This window comes from Oceanimonas pelagia (genome assembly GCF_030849025.1).
GTDB lineage: Bacteria > Pseudomonadota > Gammaproteobacteria > Enterobacterales > Aeromonadaceae > Oceanimonas > Oceanimonas pelagia.
This window is the reverse complement of the sequence record NZ_CP118224.1, coordinates 2,469,412-2,489,396: the sequence shown is the minus strand read 5'-3', so window position 1 is coordinate 2,489,396 and position 19,985 is coordinate 2,469,412. Positions and strand designations below refer to the sequence as shown.

The window sequence follows — 19,985 nt, the reverse complement described above, 5'->3', positions numbered from 1 at the left end:
TATGGATGTAAAGCCAAACTATTGTTCGATGGAGTCACTTTTTGCTGACTCAGCTATATATAAAGTGCCTAAATACCAGAGAGCGTACTCCTGGTATGACAAAAATATAGAACAATTTACTTCTGATATCGCGGCTCTTTGGAGTAGCTTTGAAGACGGCGGAGCTGATGATGGTAATGAGTGCACACATTTTTTTGGTGGCATTGTTTGCGTAAAGATTAAAAATAAAGATAGCCTTGATGATAAGGCAGTATATCTGCTAGTAGATGGTCAGCAGCGCTTGTCTACAACGGTTTTGCTTATTTCAAGATTGATTGAATATATCAAAGAGTTAAAGTTAGATGAGCATTACTCTGGTATTAGAGAACGACGTATTGAAAAGTATAGGAATGGATTCATTCACTTCACTACTGAAGAAAATGATAAGTTGATCTCTTATCCTAGAATTAGTCTTTCTAAACGAGATTATGAGTTTTATGATAAGTTGATAACTGGTGGTGAATTTACAATAGCGGAAATAGAATCTCATGATTTATTGATTAAAGCTGCTAAGAAAATAGACGCTTGGCTTAAATCATTGTTTCCGTCATCGTTGTCACCATCAGATAAGTTAACTCAAGCTGATCATTTGTATAAAGTGGTATCTAAGTTTTGTAAGATACTTGTGATAAGAATGTCTGATGTCAATGATGCTTATAAGCTCTTTCAAGTTATTAATGATAGAGGAAGATCATTGACTGCTAGCGACTTACTTAGAGCTTCTTCTCTTGGTGCTATAGACTCAATAGGTGTTGATGATGATACAATTCATGAATTGGAAGCGGTTTGGGATGGAATTACATCTCAAAGCTCAAAATCAACTGATGATAAATTGATTGCATATTATACATCTAAGATTGGGAAATCTTGTAAAAAAACGTCTTTATTTGAAACTTTTAATAACTCTTTCTTCTCGGATCCTGAAAATGTCACGAGTGAAATTAAGTCTCTTCAGATGGGGATTGACGTTTATGATAAATTGAAATCTGGTGTCTGGCCTTATGATAAGAGTAAACTAACTGGTTTTCAAAAAAGGAAACTATATAACCTAGTAGTTACCTTTAAACATACACACTGCATCCCTTTACTAATGGCTGCCACTCAACTTCCTGAGAAAAAGTTTTATCAAATTGTGTTTTTCTTAGAGCGTTTCTTTTTTATTTTTAGAGTCGCTTTGGAGAAAAGGATGACTGGTGTTACGAAACTATATCATTCATCAATATTATCTATAAATAAGCAGCCAAGCACATATCAAGTTAAGTACTTGATATCTGAACTCCAAGCAATCTTTAAACGTAATGTAACAGCATTAGATATAGAGAATTATATTTTAAAGCTGAACTATATCCCAGGTGGAGATAACAGACATATAAAGTACATTCTTTCCTCAATTGAGGAGTCTTGGAAGTACCTTGAATTAAATAAAAGACATGCTGTAACTATGTATAGGCATGCATTTAAAGGTTTGACCGATGACTATTTTGTTTTTACGATTGAGCACATATATCCTCGGAATGCGAAAGTAGAAAATGTCGACCCTAGCTTAGAAGAAGTGAAAAATAGCATATCAAATTTGGCTATTCTTTATGGTCAGGATAACGAGTCATTTACTAACTTATCATTCTCTGAAAAAAGAAAAGAATATGCAAAATCTAGACTTAACTCTACTATAGTATTATCTAAGTTGAATAGTTGGAATGTTGACTGTTTAAATTCAAGGAAAGAGAGATTACTTGATGATATTGTGAATGTATTTGGGTTAGGTGTGGAGCTAGGCAAATTAAATAAAAATAAATCTGGCTCGTTACTAGCTTTGTCAAATAGTGATAAGAGTGTTGTTGAACCAGTGGTTTCATAGTTAGGTATCAACTTCTTTGGTTTAAGTTATGCGTGATTAATTCACGCATAACTAAGTTTTTAATGTAAAGTGATAAATTAAGATCTGACAGTAACAAACGAAAATTCCGGTAACTGTCAGAGTGGGTTTGAATTACTGCAGATAAATTTCATATTCTCAAATAGCTTGAGAAAAATCATGTAGATTTTTATGGTTACGTAGTGCAGCTATACCATCTTCTACATGAAAAGCCCAGGCTTTCATCATTTCTTTTTGATCCAGATCAGGATAAGTAAGTTGCAGTAGTAACTCTGTCACCTGGACGGTATCACCAAGCCAGGTTATTTTATCCAGTACTAAATTACCATCTAGCTTACGCTGATCGCCGGTATAGCGTAGCCCGGACTCTATAGATCGAAAGAAGGCAATACGTGCAGCAACATTAGGTGTGATACCGGTAAAGCTTTTGAGGCGTTTAAGCTGCTCTTCTGTTTGCTGCCTCAGTTGCATACGGTTTGGTAGCATTAGCATGCCTCCTTTTTATTCCAGAAGTAGCCATTTTTGAGGTAAGAAGACTTCATCAGGCTATCAAACTCTATTTGATAGGCATGAGAAATGTCATCTGATAACTGCTCAGCAAAATAACGTTGATTAACTTCTGTATCAGTCGAAAGCAGAACAACCTGATGACTGGCCTCGGGAAAGTAATGTTCAATAAGTTTGTCACGATGATGAGAGTCAAGGCGACCTAAAGGCGTATCAATAATAACAGGTAATTGGCGGCCTGAAGTCTTGGCTAGTGCTTCCAATATGGCTATGGCATATATCTGTTTTTCACCTGCAGAGAGTAACTTGCGATTTATAGTCACCCCATTTTCATCAATCAATTCTACATCAAAGGTTTCAGGGTTGATTCTGGCCTGGATCTGGAGATCTTCTTTTCGTGCCAGTTTGCGGTAGGCCAATGAAAATGCATTCTCCAGCCGGTTTACTCTGGCCAAGGTTAATACCTTGGTATATTCATCCAAGAGTCTGATGGCGTCATAAGCATTTTGGTTTGCACTATTATTATTGAACAGTTCTCGCTCTTTATCATGAAGTTTTTGTATTTCGCGGGCAGCTTGCATTTGTTTATTAAGAGCTTGCTTGGCAGCTTCAAGCGCTAGTTTATATTGGTGAATCTCATTCTGCCTTTTTTTATCAAGATCACGAAGGGTGCTAAAGATATCGATCAGCTGTTCTTCATCTGGCGCTCTGGCTATATTGGCAGCAGCCTGCTCTAAAGAATTCTCAACTTCTTTAAGGCGAGAACGCGCAGATTCAAAGCGCTTTTTAGAATTTTGGCTATCACGCTTAACTAGCTGCTCGATTATGCCTGTTTCGCGCTCTGATATGTCGAGCTTAATATCACCTTGTGGCTTGTTGGCCAGATATTCTGTTAACTTACTTTCAATGGCTTCAGCTGCAATTTTACCTGCTTGAGCAGATTGAAATGACATCTCTGCATGCAAAGTACCTAAAAAACACTCAAGCTCATTAGTGAAATGACGAGTTTGCTTTATACCTGCTTCTTTTACGAGCTGGTTAAGAAGGTTCGATAATGTATTTGGTGCTAATGACAGAGGAAGGGTGGAGTCCATTTCCTGTCTGATCTGCTTTTCCAGCAATTCTTTTTCTTTTATTAGCTCATTAACACGCTGTTGTTCTTGTGTCTTCGTCAGGGCGAAAGCGCCACCTTCAGCTGCAAGCTGAGCTTCATATTTATTGATATCAGTTGTAAGTAGCTCTATACGAGCCTTGTGAATGTCTGCTTCAAATCTAAGATGCTCGGCCTCATTCTTGTAGTGTTCACACTCTTCTTCTAGAGCTTCCAGTTTTTTTTGTTGCTGGCTGCCAAGAGACTTGGCATCTGCTCTTTTTAAATAGATGCTAAGATCACTACGTAACTTGCTTACAAGATCAAGTCCAAGTAAACGCCGTACCGCCGTTTTTAAAACCTTTCCTGACTCATCTTCGGCGAGTTCAGCTATTTTTTCACCGTCAAAGAAGAAGAGATCGGCAATTCCATTTGGTATAAGTTCGTTAAGAAACCCTTGGCACTGTTCATAGCTAAGTTCTTCTTTTTCTTCACCGTCCTGAAAGAGTGCAAGTCGATCTTTTTTTCCACGCTTCCAACTGCGGATGACAGTGAAGTCAGACTCCACACCACTTTTATTGTAGCTAAAGCAAAGTTCAATGCTGGCTTCATCAGGTTGTTGGGCGGAGCTGACACCGTTATGAACCAGTGCAGCCAAGTTATTAATATAATCTTGTTGGCTGTGAACACCTTCAAAGGCGAGGCGACCATAAAGAGCTAGTCTTATAGCTGTAAGAATACTGGTTTTTCCAGCACCATTCAGGCCACCAAACAGCACGATAGGACGGTCATGAAGTTTGCTTCCATCTTTTAATAAAGCAGGACGGGGAGCGAGATCAATTACGTGGCTGCCACGGAAAACACGAAAGTTGTGTAATGAAAGGCTTTTAATTATCATTGTGTTTTACCTCGTCAAGCAGAGTGCTGAGTTGATCTGCAGCGGCCAACTGTGCCTGAACTTTTTTCATCTCTATCTCTATCGATTCAATCGTTTCTTGATGTATATCCCGTTCATTTCGCTTTTGCAATGAGGCTTGTTTTTGCTGAATTTCTTCGAGGGTTCCCCAGTCTTGTTTAAGAATGCTGCCAATTTTTTCAAACACACCTTGGCGCTTACTCAACCCTTCGAGCGATATTTCCAGCTCAATAAGCTTCATCACCATCTCAGGTTTTACGTCGTAATGAAAAGACAATTGAGCAAGTAGTTCAGCATCACTGGCATCAAAGCGAGACTGATCATCAATTACCCAGTTGAGATCCTGACCATACACATCGCGGTAAATCTGTGGGAGGCTGTCATTCCAATCTGGCTCATTGGGATCTTTTAGCCATTGCTGGCGTATGGCATGCAGCTCCTTCTCGGTGATGAGTTTAATCTCATGACCTTTTTCGTTGAGCTCTTTCTCCATGCTCAGCAGCTGCCTCAGCCATTTTTGGCGATATTCTAACCAGTAAGGCCCAGGCACAAACTTACGTTCGTCGGTTATATCCTCGCCTTCTTTGGCATATTGATAGCTGACTTTTCCTGTCCGGCGCTTGAAGTTGCGGTAGGTACTTTTTTGATTGGGATCTGTAGTTTTAGCCAGTTCATCACGAAATTTAAGCAACGGAAGCATCCAGTCTTCACCGTTCTTTATCAGGCTCTCCATGGCTCTGTCTTTGGTAACAACGGTACAGGTCCAGCAGCCAAAACGAGAATTACCACATGAAGGGGTACTGTCATCTATGACCAGAGGGCATTCACCTTGATCTGATGAATCCATATATAGCGTCCATAATGGACGGTTGTTACCAGCCCATGGTGTTTCCCATTCTTCAATATCATCTGGAGCATATTTAAAAGCGCCACGAAGTAGCTTCCATACGTCTTCAACATTCCATGTGTCAATGGGAGTGTAGATAAAGGCGTTGGCAAGGGTGGTATGTCGTGCCAGGCGGGTGCCATCAATTTTATGCTTGGCTATTACCTGAGCGCGCGATGCGCTTTCGCTGCTGCGTGATCCCAGAACAACAATCACTTCTTCATACTGACTGACTTTGTCTTTGATAAAGTCACTGACCGGGTTGATTTTCATTCGCTCAGTACACCAGCGGAAACTGCGGGTGGGAGCAGGGTAGCCTTTACCAAGCAGGTTAACCCAGAATGTTTCATTAGTTTTGGGAATAACCGGATGGCTGGTTATGGGAAGTCCATCACGTTTGGCACCAGCTTCAATTTGATTCATGGTTCTGATGATCAAATCCACAACCACGGGAGTTTCTACCAAAGTATCGGAGGAGACGATAAACACCTGCTTGGTGCGCTGTTCAGGTGGTAGCCCAAGGAGTGCAAGGTACACAAGCGTCACTACTGCCGATGAGTCTTTTCCACCACTGTAGCCAATAACCCAAGGACGCTTATCTGCGCAGTAAGTACGCTGAACCTCGGCTACATAATCAGCAAGAGGTCTACCTGCGAAAGATTCAAGGTTAATAAAGTCTTCGTAATCGTCCAGATCATGGACCATTTGTAAGGTGCTCATTTTTGTACAACCTGGTCTTCGAGCACTTTTTCCTCTGGTGTGAGTGGGAGCGTCAGTGCTTGTTTAAGGGCGTTACAGGTTAGCTGAATAGCCGTTGTAGATTTACTCAGCTTGCCGTGCAACATGGTACGGCGCAGCCACTCTGGGTTACTTTTGCGCCAATCTATACTTTTAAGTTTTTGAAGATCTTGTTGCCATGTATCCGGATGTTCAGATACCAGGCTACGACCTAACATGCCCAGCGCGTGAAGACCTACACCGTGTGCATGAATATATTCCTGTCTGAGCTGGGCGGGTGAAACTTCTTTCTTATTAGCCATCTGCCAGTCAGGCATATTGCGATAAACCGTTTGCCAGTAGTCACATGCCAAAGTAGCCTCTTCATCGGAAAAGCCCTCTTTGGCACCTTTTCCAAGTAATGCACGTGTGGCCTGCTTGATGCTACTCAGGGTAAACAATTTGTTTGACAGGGTGGATATGCTCGATTTTTCCAGCTCGGTTAGGCCGACGAATGGCTCTATGGAAGTGGCCAGGTGGCGAGCTAAACTCGAAGAAGGATCCCTGTGATCGTATAACGTGCCCAAAGAAGGACTTGGCTTAACGGCATATTTGTTGAGATCGGCAAACATCTGCTGGCTGCGTTGTAGTCCTTCATCAACAAAGAACAAAACTGGTATGTTGTCCTGCCCAAGCTCAGGCCGCTCTTCTATTGCTTCTTCAATGGCTTTTCGTCTGTGTTGGCCATCGTTGATCAGAATTTGGGCATCCATGGGAATGCGGAGAATGCCCAGATTGTTGGAATTTTCATGCTCGTCAAACTCTACATCCACAGCAATTGATGCAGTTAATGCAGAGAAAACATAATCCTTCGGATTTTCCAGCAGGTAGCGCACCATCTCTGGGATACGAGCTCTATTGAGAATACGCTGTGCCCTGAGTTCAGGCGGCACTTCTCGCTCATCAAAACTGAAGATTTTGGGAATAATGCGGAGTGGGCAGGTGGCAATATAAAATGGCCTGCCAGCTTGTATACCACGCACTGCCGGAAAGGCGTAGCAATAATGGGAGTCAAATGTACTCATAATGTGGATTCAGCTAGAGCAAGTTACGTTAAAATTTTACGTCATTTTTGACGTAAAAGGCAATGCGGAATGTATTTTTACGTCTTAATAGCGCAAATTCTGAACCCTTGAACTTGCTTCCCAAGACGGTTTAACTGCGTCCTAAGCTCTATTCTGCTCAGGTTGAGGTCTTGCGACAAATCCACCCCCAACAGCTTTCCAAGGCGCAGCTCCAGTGAGCGTTGTTTGGCCGTATTGGGGTGATCCGGTGCCATTAGGTAGCTTTTGTTCAGCAGAGGAGGGCGTTTGGGCTCGTCTACATAGTCAAAGAAGTCTACATCTTGCTCCGCCATTTTGATCTTCACCCGCTCCACCAGGTGTGGAATGGGTTTCTCAAAGTCGTCATACCCCATCAGGCTTACCTTGCCGGAGGTGATATGCACCTTGATAAGGTCTATGTCTTCAAGCTCGCCATACAGCTGGGTTGCAGCCCCCACATATACCCTGAGCAAGGCCGGCAGTTGTTGCAGGTAGTCTTTGTGCAAAATCAGCGAGTGGCCGCGGTGCAGTAGTGAGGCCGGCAGGTTGTTGTGGGCCTCAATGCAGGCTGCCTCAATCTGTTCCTGGTCAGCAATGGCGTAAAGCAGGTCTTTGCTCTGCTCCAGAGCGGAGCGGTAATCACCAAAGAAGGCTTTGATATCGCGCTTTAACTGCGCATTCAGGCGGCTGTAGGGACGGCGTTTTTCAAACAGTGTCAGGGCCAGATAAACACTCAGGTCTTCGGTACGCTCCTTACGAGCCTGCTCAAGTTGCTCTTTTCCTTCCTGAGTTTCAATCAGGCGCAGTGCCTTGGTGGGGGAGCCAATCACCTGCTTGAGCTCTTCCATCTGCTCAAACTCTTCGCTGGCCGGCAGTCGTCCCAGGCTCAGGGTTTGCTGCCAGAAGGCTTCAAACAGTTTGCTGTGCGTCTGAAGCAAGTGCTGCTGTTTGCTTATTCGCTCCAGCGGCGGGCTGCTGAGCTGACGCCAGCCATGGTGACGCCGTTGCCGCTCACTGAGAAAACGCTGCTCTTCTTCCTTGTCTTTAAACACGTAGAAGAGACCGGGACCAACGGCGAGTGGCACTTCGTCCAGAGTGCGCTCAATAAAGCCGCGCAACTCGCTCTGGTTGTAGTACTTCTGAAAGGTATTGCGTGAGGTTACTACACCGTCCCGGTAGGGAGTAAACTGGGCAATAAAGTCATCGTTGGCCAGCATGGCCGACACCACCAGCAGGCTCTGGGCAAGCTCCCAGGCTTTCAGCAATGCCTCTGTTCGTTCGTCCTTGTCTTCAATTACATTAATGACGTAACCCAGGTTAACCAGCTGTGAGGGCATCAACTCGCCGTCCGGCCGAAAGTTGGGATCCCAGCCCAAAGCAGCAATGCCATGAGCCTCCAGCTCACGCAGATCATCACCGCGACCACAGCCGTAGTCAAAGAGGGAATAGTCTCCATTCAGGTAACCGTGTCGGGCCAGCATTTTCATCGGGGCCGAAAGCTGGTAGCGGGTCAGGGCGGTTTTATGGCGGTCAATCTGAGGCTCATCGGCTGCCTCGGGTAAAGCGCTTTGCCGGAACAGCCGGCCATCAACCAGCTGGTAGCCATGGCGGGCAATCAGCCGTAGCCAGGATTGTTTAAACCCAATCATGCGCGACTGCTCATACAGGCCCGCGAGTTCACCTTCTTCTGTTATCTGTCGGCACTGCTCGGCCATGGGATGGTCCGGCACCAGCATGGTTTCTTTCCGGTGCAGAATGGGAGGATTATCGTGCTCTTTATAGCGGGTTACGGTCTGTTTGAGCTTGGCCAGATCTACCGTCACACTCTGTGTCAGGCTGGGGTAAGCCTCTTCAAAAAAGGTAGGATAGCTGAGCAGCGAAAGCCGAAAATCCCGCTTGGAGAGTTTAACCAGGTGCCATTCCTCGTCGGCAAGCTTGAGCGCCTTTGCCACGGCACACACAAACTCGCTCAAGAGCGGGCAGGTTTGCTGCAATGTTTCCCGGTGCAGATATACCGCTTCAGGCAGATCCTTTTTATAGGGAAGGGTTGCAACCAGCTCGCTGAAACGGGTAGGGGTCAACATTAAAGCCATCCTTGCAGGGTTGAAAGCGAAAGCGCACGGGGCAGGCGCCGGCCCTGCTGTTCAATCAAATGAGCCATGGCCCGACTCTGCAAAGGGCCATGGCTTATGTGCACCGGGCGGTCATTACAGTAAAAATAGATGCGGTCAAAGGGGGTATGGCTGGCCAGCCAGTGGGCAATGTGTGCGCTGCTAATGGTGGGGTAGATGAGATCAACGGCTGCGCCCATGCGAGGGCAAACCAGCTGACCGGCACGGTTACGCTCGCTGGCGGCATGCTGATCCAGCCTGGGCGCAATGCCTGGTTTGGGGTGCCGCAGTATGGCCCGGCGCAGGCCATGGCCACAAAAGCCAAAGGTCAGCTCTGGCTGACCAAACTCTTTAACCAAAGGGTCGAGAACTGACTTGGCTAATGCCTGATACGCCAGCCAGCTGCTGCTCTCACTCGGTTCATTATCACATCGCACATGCCGCCAGGTTTCACCACAGTGAAACAGCATCTCGAAGGTAAAATAATCGCTGCAGGCGTCTGTCAGTTGCATGAATGTCTGCTAATCGCTTGGCTCAAGGTTAGTTAATACCCTATTGATACTGATGTCTGGCTGCATAAGATTCAAGAGATGGGAAAGAGCAAGGGTCAATAATCATGGTCAGTCATTGGCATAGAAATGCCGTGACACTTGGCTGGGAAGATAAAAACAACAAGGAGCACGATATAAACAAACTACTCACTGCCGCGGCGGCGCTGCTGGCGTTTACCTTGGCCAGTCCGGTGCTGGCGGTGTCTCAGGCGGGCCTGAACGTGGTGGACAACAAGGTGGCCGGCGTATACCGGTCCGAACACAAGCAAGTCGCCTGATCTGGACCTGTGAAGGGCTGGTGAGAGGGTGTTCAGATAGAGTAAAAGTGATGGACAAAAATGCTGACAGATCGCGCGGTGTATCACGTATAAAGAAAAAGGCGCTAACCAGACTAGATTAACGCCTTAAAAATCAATACTTTGACTGATTGTTATCAGTTCATGCCGTATTTCTTGAGCTTTTTGCGCAGGGTGCCGCGGTTAATGCCCATCATGTTGGCGGCGCGGGTCTGGTTGCCGCGGGTGTACTGCATGATCACGTCCAGCATGGGCGCTTCGACTTCGGAGAGAACCAGTTCATACAGCTCGGTGACTTCCTGGCCGTTGAGTTGAGACAGGTAGTTGCGCAGGGCCTGCTCCACGGAGTTGCGCAGCGGGCGCTGGGTCGGCTGCTCGGAAGTCGGAGATTTGGTGGTGGTTACCAGTGCGTCAGAAGTCGTAGTTTGTTCGAACATATTCAGTCGGCTCTTCTATTGTTCGTTAAGCTATTATTCGCGAAAAACTGCTCCAGGGCGTCGAGCTGTTGCCCGGCATCCTCGATAGCATTGAAATTACGGCGAAAGTCACGGCCCGCCTCACTTTCCTGCAGGTACCATCCCACATGCTTACGGGCAATCCTTGCGCCCATTACCTCGCCATAAAAGTCATGCAGCGCGGTAACGTGCTCCCGAATCATTGCCTGCTCCTGTTCCCTCGGGAGCGGGGCGGGCATGGTGCCATGCTCAAGATAATGGCGGATTTCTCTGAAAATCCACGGTCGTCCCTGGGCAGCCCGGCCAATCATAATGGCATCGGCGCCGGTGTAATCCAGCACAAACCGCGCCTTTTGCGGGCTGGTGATGTCTCCGTTGGCGACAACGGGCATCGAGACGGCCTGTTTGATTGCCCTGATGGTGTCGTATTCCGCTTCACCCCTGTACATGCAGGCGCGGGTGCGGCCATGCACGGCCAGGGCTCGAATACCGCAGTCTTCGGCAATGCGGGCAATGTGCACGCCGTTGCGGTGTTCCGGATCCCAGCCGGTACGAATTTTCAGGGTAACCGGCACCGACACTGCATTGACCACGGCGCTGACGATGTCCTGCACCAGCTCCGGGTATTGCAGCAGGGCGGAGCCTGCCATCTTCTTGTTTACTTTCTTTGCCGGGCAGCCCATGTTGATGTCGATGATCTGCGCGCCCTGATCCACATTGTATCGGGCGGCGTCGGCCATCAACGCCGGGTCGGCGCCGGCAATCTGCACGGAGCGAATGCCGGTTTCTCCTTCATGGTCCATACGCCGGCGTGACTTTTCGGAGTCCCGCAAGCGGGGATTGACCGACATCATTTCCGACACGGCCATGCCGGCCCCCATGCGCATGCACAGGGAGCGGAAGGGTCGGTCGGTTACGCCCGCCATGGGCGCCACCAGCAGGGGGGCGTCCAGTTTGTAAGGACCAATTTCCATGAGGTTAAGGCTGCTTCGGCTCAGGGTCGCGTATCTTACGCATTTTTGACGGTGCTGAAAAGCTCACAAATTGACCGGCGCATAATTTTTTATAAGTCAAGGTTCTGGTGCATTTTTTACGCAACTTTAAGGCCGGCTCAAGGCTTAAAAAGGCCCCGTAAGGAGCCTTCTGGTTGCCGGCAAAGCTTCATTCTGTTTCTGTTCCACTTTCTCTGTTGTTACTCCCGTGCAGGCGGGAGTCCAGTGCAATATTTCATGGACCCCCGCCTTTGCGGGGGTGACATGTATTCGCAGAAGTGGAGAAAAATATCTGGCGTAAAGTGGCAGGCAAACATGGTCAGCGTTTGCTGCCGTTCAGGCGGGCCCACTCTTCCCGGAACTCGGGCTCGGCCATGTCGAACCACTGGTCATAGACCTGGTTCAGGCCCTCGGCCTGGGTTTCCAGAATGCCGGAGAGGGCAAGCAGGCCGCCCGGACGCACCAGGCCGCTGATGATGGGAGACAGCTCCTTCAGCGGGCCGGCCAGAATGTTGGCCACCACCACGTCGGCGGTCAGCTCCTCGGGCTGGTCCTGGGGCAGATACACCCTCAGCCGATCGGCCACGCCGTTGCGCTCGGCGTTGTCGCGGCTGGCCTGCAGCGCCTGGGGATCGATGTCGATGCCAATCACTTCCTTCGCGCCCAGCTTGAGTGCCGCCAGCGCCAGAATGCCGGAGCCGCAGCCAAAGTCGATCACGGTTTTGCCGGTTAAGTCCTGACCGTCCAGCCATTCCAGGCACAGGGCGGTGGTGGGGTGGGTGCCGGTGCCAAAGGCCAGGCCCGGATCCAGCATCACGTTCACTGCATTCGGATCCGGTACGTCACGCCAGCTGGGACAAATCCACAGCCGCTGGCCAAAGCGCATGGGATGAAAGCTGTCCATCCATTCGCGCACCCAGTCCTTGTCTTCCAGCTGCTCTACCTTGTACACCAGATCCTTGCGGTAGAACTTCTTCAGAAAGTCGATGATGGGCGCGGGATCGGTTTCGGCGTCGAACAGGCCTACTACCACGGTGTCGTCCCACAGCAGGGTCTCTCCGGGCAGGGGCTCGAACACCGGCTTGTCTTCGGCGTCCATGTAGGTCACCGCCTGGGCGCCGCGGCCGGTGAGCATGTTGCTGACCTTGTCGGCGGTTTTTTCGGTGGCGTTGATGCGAATTTGTATCCAGGGCATGGCGGTCTTCGTTATGGGCTAAAACCGCAATTCTAACACAGCTGGCCCCGGTGTCCGCTGGCGCGGGCACCGGGAACTGGCTCAGCGGCCAAACAGGGCGCGCACCTCGGGGGAAGGTGGCGGCGTGAGCAGAGATCCCACCACATAGGCCATGCCCGAGAGCGCCAGGCTGGGCACAATGGCGTGCAGCCCCAGGGGCTTGATGCCAAAGTGCAGCAGCAGGCTGTAGCTGATGGCACCGGTGAGCATGGAGGCCAGCGCGCCGGCGCTGTTGCCCCGCCACCAGTACAGACCCAGCACCAGCGGCCAGAAAAAGATCGCCTGCAGGGCGCCAAAGGCCATCAGATTGAGCCAGATGATCATCTCCGGCGGGCTCAGGGCCGCCCACAGCACAATCAGCCCCAGCCCCAGGGTCACCAGCTTGCTGGCGCGCTTGATGGTGGCGGGCGCCGGCTGGGTTTTGCACAGGTGGTTGAGGTAGAGATCCTTCACCAGGGTGGCGGCGGCCTGGATCAGCTGGGAGTCGATGGTGGACATAATGGCGGCCATGGGCCCGGCCAGAAACAGCCCGGCCACCAGCGGCGGCAGCACGGTGAGCATGAGCGTGGGCATCACCTTGTCGGGCACGGTCAGCTCGGGCACCAGCACCCGGCCCAGCGCCCCGGCGAAATGCATGCCAAACATCAGCACGGCGCCCACCAGGGTACCGATAATAATGCCCCTGTGCATGGCGGCGCTGTCCTTATAGGCCAGGCAACGCACCGCCGAGTGGGGCAGGCCGATCACGCCGAAGCACACCAGCACCCAGAACGACAGCATAAAGCTCATGGAGAGAAAGCCGTCGGGGCCCCGGGGCTGCACCAGCCCGGGATCGATGGCTTTCAGCCCGGCAAACATGGTCGCGGCGCCGCCGCCGGCGTGCAGCACGCCCGCCAGCAGCACCACAGTGCCCAGCAGCATCAGAATGCCCTGCACCGCGTCGGTCACCACCACGGCACGAAAACCGCCCACCAGGGTGTAGAGCAGCACGGCGACGGCAAACAGCATTAACCCGCTCTGGTATGACAACCCGGTCACGGTTTCCAGCAGCCGGGCGCCGCCGATAAACTGCACCACCATGATGGCGACAAAGGCGGCCAGCAGGCCCAGGCCCGCCAGCAGTACCACCAGCGGACTCTGATAGCGGGCCTGCAGCATGTCGTTGATGGTGAGAGCATTGACCCGCCGGGCAATATGGGCGAACTGCTTGCCCAGCACCCCCAGGGTCAGCCACACAGTGGGCACCTGGATCATGGCCAGTAACACCCAGCCCAGCCCCATGCGGTAGGCCGCGCCGGGGCCGCCGATAAAGGACGAGGCCGAGGCATAGGTGGCCACCATGGTCATGGCCAGCACAAAGCCGCCCATGGAGCGGCTGCCGAGAAAATAGTCCTGCACAAAGCCGTTTGCCTGCCGGCGGCGGCCCAGCCACAGCCCCAGGCCGATCATCACGGCCAGGTATGCCAGCAGGGGAAGGGTTAAGGCGGCATTCATGACGTGGCTTCCAGGTTAATCGCCCTGAAACACCAGCGCACCATGAGCGCGCACAGCACTATAAACAGCAGCGGGTTGAACAGGCAGCTCAGCAAAAACCACAGCGGCCAGCCGGCCAGGGTCAGCGCCGGCGGCACCAGCCAGGCACAGGCCGCCCAGGCCGCCAGATAGAGCAGGGCCAGCAGCACGCTGAGCAGGGCTTCGCGCCGGGCAATGGATACGATGGAATTCATGTGAAGGCTCCTTCAGGAAGGGGCGAAGCATACCAGTGAGGGCATAAGGGGACAAACATGGGGACGGAAAGTGAGATCGCACTCGCTCCCACGCTCCAGCGTGGGAGTCTATACCGGGCTCAGGTGTCGATATGCATGCCCACGCAGAGCGTGGGAGCGAGGAAAGATACCGGGTCGGCACCCGGTACGGCATTACTTCAGGTATTCCTCGCCGGCGGCGGCGACAAAGGCCATTTCCACCAGGTAAGCGGGGTTGGCCAGCTCGGCTTTCACGCAGGCGCGGCTGGGGGCGGTGCCTTCCGGGAACCACTCGTCCCACACGCCGTTGAAGGCGGGCAGGTTGGCGAAGTCGGTGAGGTAAATGGTCACCGACAGCAGCCGGCCCTTGTCACTGCCGATCTTGGCCAGGGCCTGCTCGGCCTGAGCCATCACCTGCCGGGTCTGAGCTTCAATGCCGAGGGACAGGTCGCCCTCGGGCACTTCCACGAAGTGGGCGATGCCGTTGAAGATGGTAATGTCGGACCAGCGTTTGCAGGGGTTGATGCGATGAATCTTCATGTTCTTTTGTCTCAGTGGGCTGAGGGCATAGTGTAACGGCTGGCGGGGGTGAGAAAAACCGCCGGACTCGCAAAACAAAAACGGCGCCATCCGGCGCCGTTTTATCATTCCGCGTGAGCCTTACAGGCCCAGCTTCTTCTCAAGGTAATGGATGTTGGTTCCGCCATTGCGGAAGTTTTCATCGCTCATGATTTCCTTGTGCAGCGGAACGTTGGTCTTGATGCCTTCGATCACCAGCTCATTGAGGGCGTGCTTCATGCGGGCGATGGCGATATCGCGGTTTTCGCCGTAGCAGATCAGCTTGCCGATCATGGAGTCGTAGTAGGGCGGTACCCGGTAGCCGGCATAAATGTGGGAGTCCCAGCGCACACCCAGACCCCCCGGAGAGTGGAAGCGGGTGATTTCGCCCGGGCTCGGCACAAAGCTGCGCGGGTCTTCGGCGTTGATGCGGCACTCAACGGCATGGCCACGCACCACCACCTGATCCTGAGTGATGGACAGGGGCAGGCCGGCGGCTACGCGCAGCTGTTCCTTGATCAGATCCACACCGGTGATCATTTCGGTGACCGGGTGCTCCACCTGAATACGGGTGTTCATTTCAATGAAGTAGAACTCGCCGTTTTCATAGAGGAACTCAAAGGTGCCGGCGCCGCGGTAGCCGATGTCCACACAGGCCTTGCAGCAGCGTTCACCGATGAACTTGCGCATTTCGGTGGTAATGCCCGGGGCCGGGGCTTCTTCTACTACCTTCTGGTGACGGCGCTGCATGGAGCAGTCGCGCTCGGCCAGGTGAATGGCGTTGCCCTGGCCATCGGCCAGCACCTGAATTTCGATATGGCGCGGGTTTTCCAGGAATTTCTCCATATACACCATGTCGTTGCCAAAGGCGGCACCGGCCTCGGCCTTGGTCATGGCGATGGATTTTTCCAGCTCGGCTTCGGAGCGCACCACGCGCATGCCGCGACCACCACCGCCACCGGCGGCCTTGATGATCACCGGATAGCCGATGCGCTTGGCAATGGCGGCGTTTTTCTTGGCGTCAGAGCCGATGGGGCCGTCGGAGCCCGGCACGCAGGGCACGCCGGCCTTCTTCATGGCCTCGATGGCAGATACCTTGTCACCCATCAGGCGAATGGTGTCGCCCCGCGGGCCGATGAAGATAAAGCCGGACTTTTCCACCTGGTCGGCGAAGTCGGCATTTTCCGCCAGAAAGCCGTAACCGGGGTGAATGGCCACGGCGTCGGTCACTTCGGCGGCGGCGATGATGGACGGCACGTTCAGATAAGACTGGGAGGACTGGTTGCCACCAATACAGATGGACTCGTCGGCCAGCAGCACGTGCTTGAGTTCGCGGTCGGCGGTGGAGTGCACCGCAACCGTCTTGATCCCGAGCTCCTTGCAGGCGCGCAGAATGCGAAGGGCGATTTCACCGCGGTTGGCGATGACTACTTTATCCAGCATGGGAATTCCTTATTCGATGATGAACAGGGGCTCGTCGAATTCAACCGGCTGTGCGTTGTCGACCAGAATGGCCTTGACCACGCCGGACTTGTCGGCCTCGATCTGGTTCATCATCTTCATGGCTTCAACAATGCACAGGGTGTCGCCCACGTTCACGGTCTGGCCCACTTCCACGAAGTTTTTGGCGCCGGGGCTGGAGGCACGGTAGAAGGTACCCACCATGGGAGAACGCATTACGTGACCGCTCATTTCGGGGGCAGCGGCTTCGGCGGCCGGGGCGGCAGCGGGAGCGGCGGCCGGGGCAGCGGCGGGAGCCGGCGCGGCCTGCACCTGATACTGGGGCATCATCGGGGCCGGCGCGGCGGCGCCGTAGCGGCTGATGCGTACGGATTCTTCGCCTTCGGCGATTTCCAGCTCGGCGATGCCGGATTCTTCAACCAGTTCGATCAGTTTCTTGATTTTACGAATATCCATGAGCGTTCTCTTTAGTTTTGTTGATGCTGATATGAATCAGCGACGGGCCAGGTAACGGGCCGCCGCCTCAAGGGCAAATTCGTAACCATCGGCACCCAGGCCGCAGATCACGCCCACCGCCTTGTCCGCCAGATAGGAATGGTGGCGGAACGGCTCGCGGGCGTGCACATTCGACAAATGCACTTCAATGAAGGGAATGTTGGCGCCCAGCAGGGCATCGCGAATGGCCACACTGGTGTGGGTGAAGGCGGCGGGATTGATGATAATGAAATCCTGCCGGCCGTCGGCCTGGTGGATGGCGTCGAGCAGAACGTGTTCCGCATTGGATTGCACATGGCTGAGTTCGATGTCGCGTCCGGCGGCCTGCTCGGTCAGCCGCGCCACGATGTCGTTCAGGCTGTTGTTGCCGTAAATGCCCGGTTCGCGCCGGCCCAGCAGGTTGAGGTTTGGCCCGTTGAGCAGCAGAATTCGGTATTTATCGGCCATTGTGCGGTAATCCTCGTCAATCTTGCGGTGTTCACGTCGAGTTACAGGGAGCCTAGCGTTTTTTGCCGGTCGCTGGCAAATAAAATCACGCATTTTGGCCCGGTGCGCCCAATTATAGTGATTTCATGAAAATTGGCAGCAATTTACTGGTCTAATGACTAATAAATTTTTGACTCGTGCGGCGCTCGACCGCAGAGTGTGAGCAGGTTTAACGGCAAAAGGTTCCGCAAACTGTTGTTGCTGCGACAAAAAGCGACTGAGGCCGGAACGTGGGCATAAAAAAACGCCGCATAAAGCGGCGTTTTTGCGTGGTGATGCACTTCGTCACCTGCAGCTTACCTTGATTACTCCCGCGGCTTTACCTTCGTCACTCCCGCGAAGGCGGGAGTCCAGTGCAGTCTGCCATGGATCCCCGCCTTCGCGGGGATGACAAGGTGGGAGCGGGGATGACAAGAGTCAGCGTCAGGCGACCTTGCTGCGCTCTTCGATCAGGCGATCCACCACGCCCGGATCCGCCAGGGTCGAGGTATCGCCCAGGGAGTCGGTGTCGCCGGTGGCGATCTTGCGCAGAATGCGGCGCATGATCTTGCCGGAGCGGGTTTTGGGCAGGCCTTCGGCCCAGTGGATCACGTCGGGGGTGGCGATGGGGCCGATTTCCTTGCGCACCCAGTCCTTCACTTCCTTGTGCAGCTCGGCAGACGGCACTTCGCCGGCGTTGAGCGTCACATAGGCGTAAATGCCCTGGCCCTTGATGTCGTGGGGCACGCCCACCACCGCGGCCTCGGCGATTTTGGGGTGGGCCACCAGCGCCGATTCGATTTCGGCGGTGCCCATGCGGTGGCCGGAGACGTTGAGTACGTCATCCACCCGGCCGGTGATCCAGTAGTAGCCGTCTTCGTCGCGGCGGGCGCCGTCACCACTGAAGTAGGTGCCGGGGAAGGTGGAGAAGTAGGTTTGCTCAAAGCGATCGTGGTCACCAAATACGGTGCGCATCTGGCCGGGCCAGGAGTCCAGGATCACCAGGTTGCCGTCGGTGGCTCCGTCCAGAATGTTGCCTTCGCCGTCTACCAGTGCCGGTTGCACGCCAAAGAAGGGGCGGGTGGCGGAGCCGGGCTTGAGATCGGTGGCGCCGGGCAGCGGGGTGATCAGAATGCCGCCGGTTTCGGTCTGCCACCAGGTGTCGACGATGGGGCAGCGCTCGTCGCCGATCACCCGGTAGTACCATTCCCAGGCTTCCGGGTTGATGGGCTCGCCCACCGAGCCCAGGATCCGCAGGCTGGCGCGGCTGGTGCCTTCCACCGCTTCGTCGCCCTTGGCCATAAAGGCACGGATGGCGGTGGGGGCGGTATACAGAATGTTGACCTGGTGCTTGTCCACCACCTGCGCCATGCGGTTGGTCTTGGGATAGTTGGGCACACCTTCAAACAGCAGGGTAGTGGCGCCATTGGCCAGCGGGCCGTAGATCAGGTAGGTGTGGCCGGTGATCCAGCCCACGTCGGCGGTGCACCAGTACACATCGCCCGGGTGGTAGTCGAAGATGTACTTGAAGGTCATGGTGGCGTACACCAGGTAACCGCCGGTGGTGTGCAGCACGCCCTTGGGGGTGCCGGTGGAGCCGGAGGTATAGAGAATGAACAGCGGATCCTCGGCGTTCATTTCTTCCGGCGGACAGTCGGCGCTCGCCTGGGCGGTGGCCTCGTGCCACCACAGATCGCGCTGATCGTGCCAGGCGATGTCACCCCCGGTGCGCCGATACACGATCACGCTGGTGATGGTGGTCACGCCGGGGTTGGCGAGGGCTTCGTCGACGTTGGCCTTGAGCGCCACCTTGCGACCGCCGCGCAGACCTTCGTCGGCGGTGATCACTACCTTGGCCTTGGAGTCGATAATACGGCTGGCGAGGGCATCGGGAGAAAAGCCACCAAACACCACCGAGTGCACGGCGCCGATGCGGGTACAGGCCAGCATGGCCACGGCCGCTTCCACCACCATGGGCATGTAAATGCTGACCACGTCGCCTTTTTTCACGCCCTGCGCCTTGAGTACGTTGGCAAAGCGGCAGACCTGCTCGTGCAGCTCGCGGTAGGTCACTTTCTTGTCGTCGTCGGGGCTGTCGCCTTCCCAGATGATGGCGACCTCGTCGGCCCTGGTGGCCAGGTGGCGGTCGATACAGTTGGCAGACAGGTTCAGGGTGCCGTCTTCAAACCACTTGATGCTGATATGACCGGGGTCGTAGGAGGTGTTCTTGACCTTGGTGTAGGGTTTGATCCAGTCAACAATCTTGCCCTGCTCACCCCAGAAGGCTTCGGGGTTGTCGATGGACTGCTGATACATGGCCTGATAGGTGGCGTCGTCCAGCAATGCGGTCTTTGCAATTTCGGGCTTGACCGGATGAACCTTTACTTCACTCATTATTCCGCTCCTTGGTTGTAACCATTGGTTAACAAGGTGACCCAGATGGTCGTTACGCTCAATTAGACTTTCGGCTAGCCGGGGCCGGCCGGGC

The 19,985-nt window shown here is 52.9% G+C and carries 18 protein-coding genes; 2 read left to right on the top strand and 16 right to left on the bottom strand.

What is annotated here, in order from left to right:
* The first annotated feature begins 1 nt into the window (after position 1).
* Complete coding sequence (locus PU634_RS11915) at positions 2–1,897, top strand: DUF262 domain-containing protein (protein WP_306761038.1); 1,896 nt, start codon at positions 2–4, stop codon at positions 1,895–1,897.
* A gap of 156 nt (positions 1,898–2,053) precedes the next feature.
* Here the strand turns inward: PU634_RS11915 and dndE are convergent, their stop codons facing one another.
* The 6 genes from dndE to PU634_RS11885 form a co-directional block, all read right to left on the bottom strand.
* Positions 2,054–2,401, bottom strand: coding sequence for a DNA sulfur modification protein DndE (gene dndE, locus PU634_RS11910; protein ID WP_306761037.1), 348 nt, complete (start codon positions 2,399–2,401; stop codon positions 2,054–2,056).
* Complete coding sequence (dndD, locus tag PU634_RS11905; protein WP_306761036.1) at positions 2,401–4,410, bottom strand: DNA sulfur modification protein DndD; 2,010 nt, start codon at positions 4,408–4,410, stop codon at positions 2,401–2,403. Before dndD ends, dndE begins: the two co-directional genes overlap by 1 nt.
* A complete protein-coding gene (gene dndC, locus PU634_RS11900; protein WP_306761035.1) occupies positions 4,400–6,034 on the bottom strand; it encodes a DNA phosphorothioation system sulfurtransferase DndC in 1,635 nt (544 codons plus the stop codon). The genes dndD and dndC overlap by 11 nt, the downstream gene beginning before the upstream one ends.
* Positions 6,031–7,116: a DNA sulfur modification protein DndB gene (dndB, locus tag PU634_RS11895; RefSeq protein ID WP_306761034.1), complete on the bottom strand. Its 1,086-nt coding sequence runs from the start codon at positions 7,114–7,116 to the stop codon at positions 6,031–6,033. The genes dndC and dndB overlap by 4 nt, the downstream gene beginning before the upstream one ends.
* A 77-nt stretch (positions 7,117–7,193) precedes the next feature.
* The gene (locus PU634_RS11890) at positions 7,194–9,218 is read right to left on the bottom strand and encodes a DNA phosphorothioation-associated putative methyltransferase (protein ID WP_306761033.1); all 2,025 of its coding nucleotides are present in this window, start codon (positions 9,216–9,218) and stop codon (positions 7,194–7,196) included.
* Positions 9,218–9,757, bottom strand: coding sequence for a hypothetical protein (locus PU634_RS11885; RefSeq protein WP_306761032.1), 540 nt, complete (start codon positions 9,755–9,757; stop codon positions 9,218–9,220). Before PU634_RS11885 ends, PU634_RS11890 begins: the two co-directional genes overlap by 1 nt.
* A 131-nt stretch (positions 9,758–9,888) precedes the next feature.
* On the opposite strand from PU634_RS11885, the gene PU634_RS11880 reads away from it, so the two are divergent.
* Entirely contained in the window at positions 9,889–10,074 is a 186-nt protein-coding gene (locus PU634_RS11880; RefSeq protein WP_306761031.1) for a hypothetical protein, read from the top strand.
* A gap of 155 nt (positions 10,075–10,229) precedes the next feature.
* On the opposite strand, the gene fis is transcribed toward PU634_RS11880, so the two are convergent.
* From fis to acs, 10 genes are all read right to left on the bottom strand, one after another.
* On the bottom strand, positions 10,230–10,529 hold the full coding sequence (fis, locus tag PU634_RS11875; RefSeq protein ID WP_014291613.1) for a DNA-binding transcriptional regulator Fis: 300 nt from the start codon (positions 10,527–10,529) through the stop codon (positions 10,230–10,232).
* Between the two features lie 2 nt (positions 10,530–10,531).
* Complete coding sequence (gene dusB / locus PU634_RS11870) at positions 10,532–11,521, bottom strand: tRNA dihydrouridine synthase DusB (protein ID WP_306761030.1); 990 nt, start codon at positions 11,519–11,521, stop codon at positions 10,532–10,534.
* 337 nt (positions 11,522–11,858) lie between these two features.
* Positions 11,859–12,734: a 50S ribosomal protein L11 methyltransferase gene (prmA, locus tag PU634_RS11865; RefSeq protein ID WP_306761029.1), complete on the bottom strand. Its 876-nt coding sequence runs from the start codon at positions 12,732–12,734 to the stop codon at positions 11,859–11,861.
* Between the two features lie 81 nt (positions 12,735–12,815).
* Positions 12,816–14,267 carry a sodium/pantothenate symporter gene (gene panF / locus PU634_RS11860; RefSeq protein ID WP_306761028.1) on the bottom strand — a complete coding sequence of 484 codons (1,452 nt, stop codon included), beginning with the start codon at positions 14,265–14,267 and terminating at the stop codon, positions 12,816–12,818.
* Positions 14,264–14,500, bottom strand: coding sequence for a DUF997 family protein (locus PU634_RS11855; protein ID WP_306761027.1), 237 nt, complete (start codon positions 14,498–14,500; stop codon positions 14,264–14,266). Before PU634_RS11855 ends, panF begins: the two co-directional genes overlap by 4 nt.
* Positions 14,501–14,692: 192 nt before the next feature.
* Positions 14,693–15,058: a RidA family protein gene (locus tag PU634_RS11850; RefSeq protein WP_306761026.1), complete on the bottom strand. Its 366-nt coding sequence runs from the start codon at positions 15,056–15,058 to the stop codon at positions 14,693–14,695.
* A 120-nt stretch (positions 15,059–15,178) separates the two neighbouring features.
* Positions 15,179–16,519: an acetyl-CoA carboxylase biotin carboxylase subunit gene (accC, locus tag PU634_RS11845; protein WP_306761025.1), complete on the bottom strand. Its 1,341-nt coding sequence runs from the start codon at positions 16,517–16,519 to the stop codon at positions 15,179–15,181.
* A gap of 9 nt (positions 16,520–16,528) precedes the next feature.
* Positions 16,529–16,993, bottom strand: coding sequence for an acetyl-CoA carboxylase biotin carboxyl carrier protein (gene accB, locus PU634_RS11840; protein ID WP_306761024.1), 465 nt, complete (start codon positions 16,991–16,993; stop codon positions 16,529–16,531).
* 36 nt (positions 16,994–17,029) lie between these two features.
* Entirely contained in the window at positions 17,030–17,479 is a 450-nt protein-coding gene (gene aroQ, locus PU634_RS11835; RefSeq protein WP_306761023.1) for a type II 3-dehydroquinate dehydratase, read from the bottom strand.
* 462 nt (positions 17,480–17,941) lie between these two features.
* Positions 17,942–19,891: an acetate--CoA ligase gene (gene acs, locus PU634_RS11830; RefSeq protein ID WP_306761022.1), complete on the bottom strand. Its 1,950-nt coding sequence runs from the start codon at positions 19,889–19,891 to the stop codon at positions 17,942–17,944.
* Between the last annotated feature and the right edge of the window lie 94 nt (positions 19,892–19,985).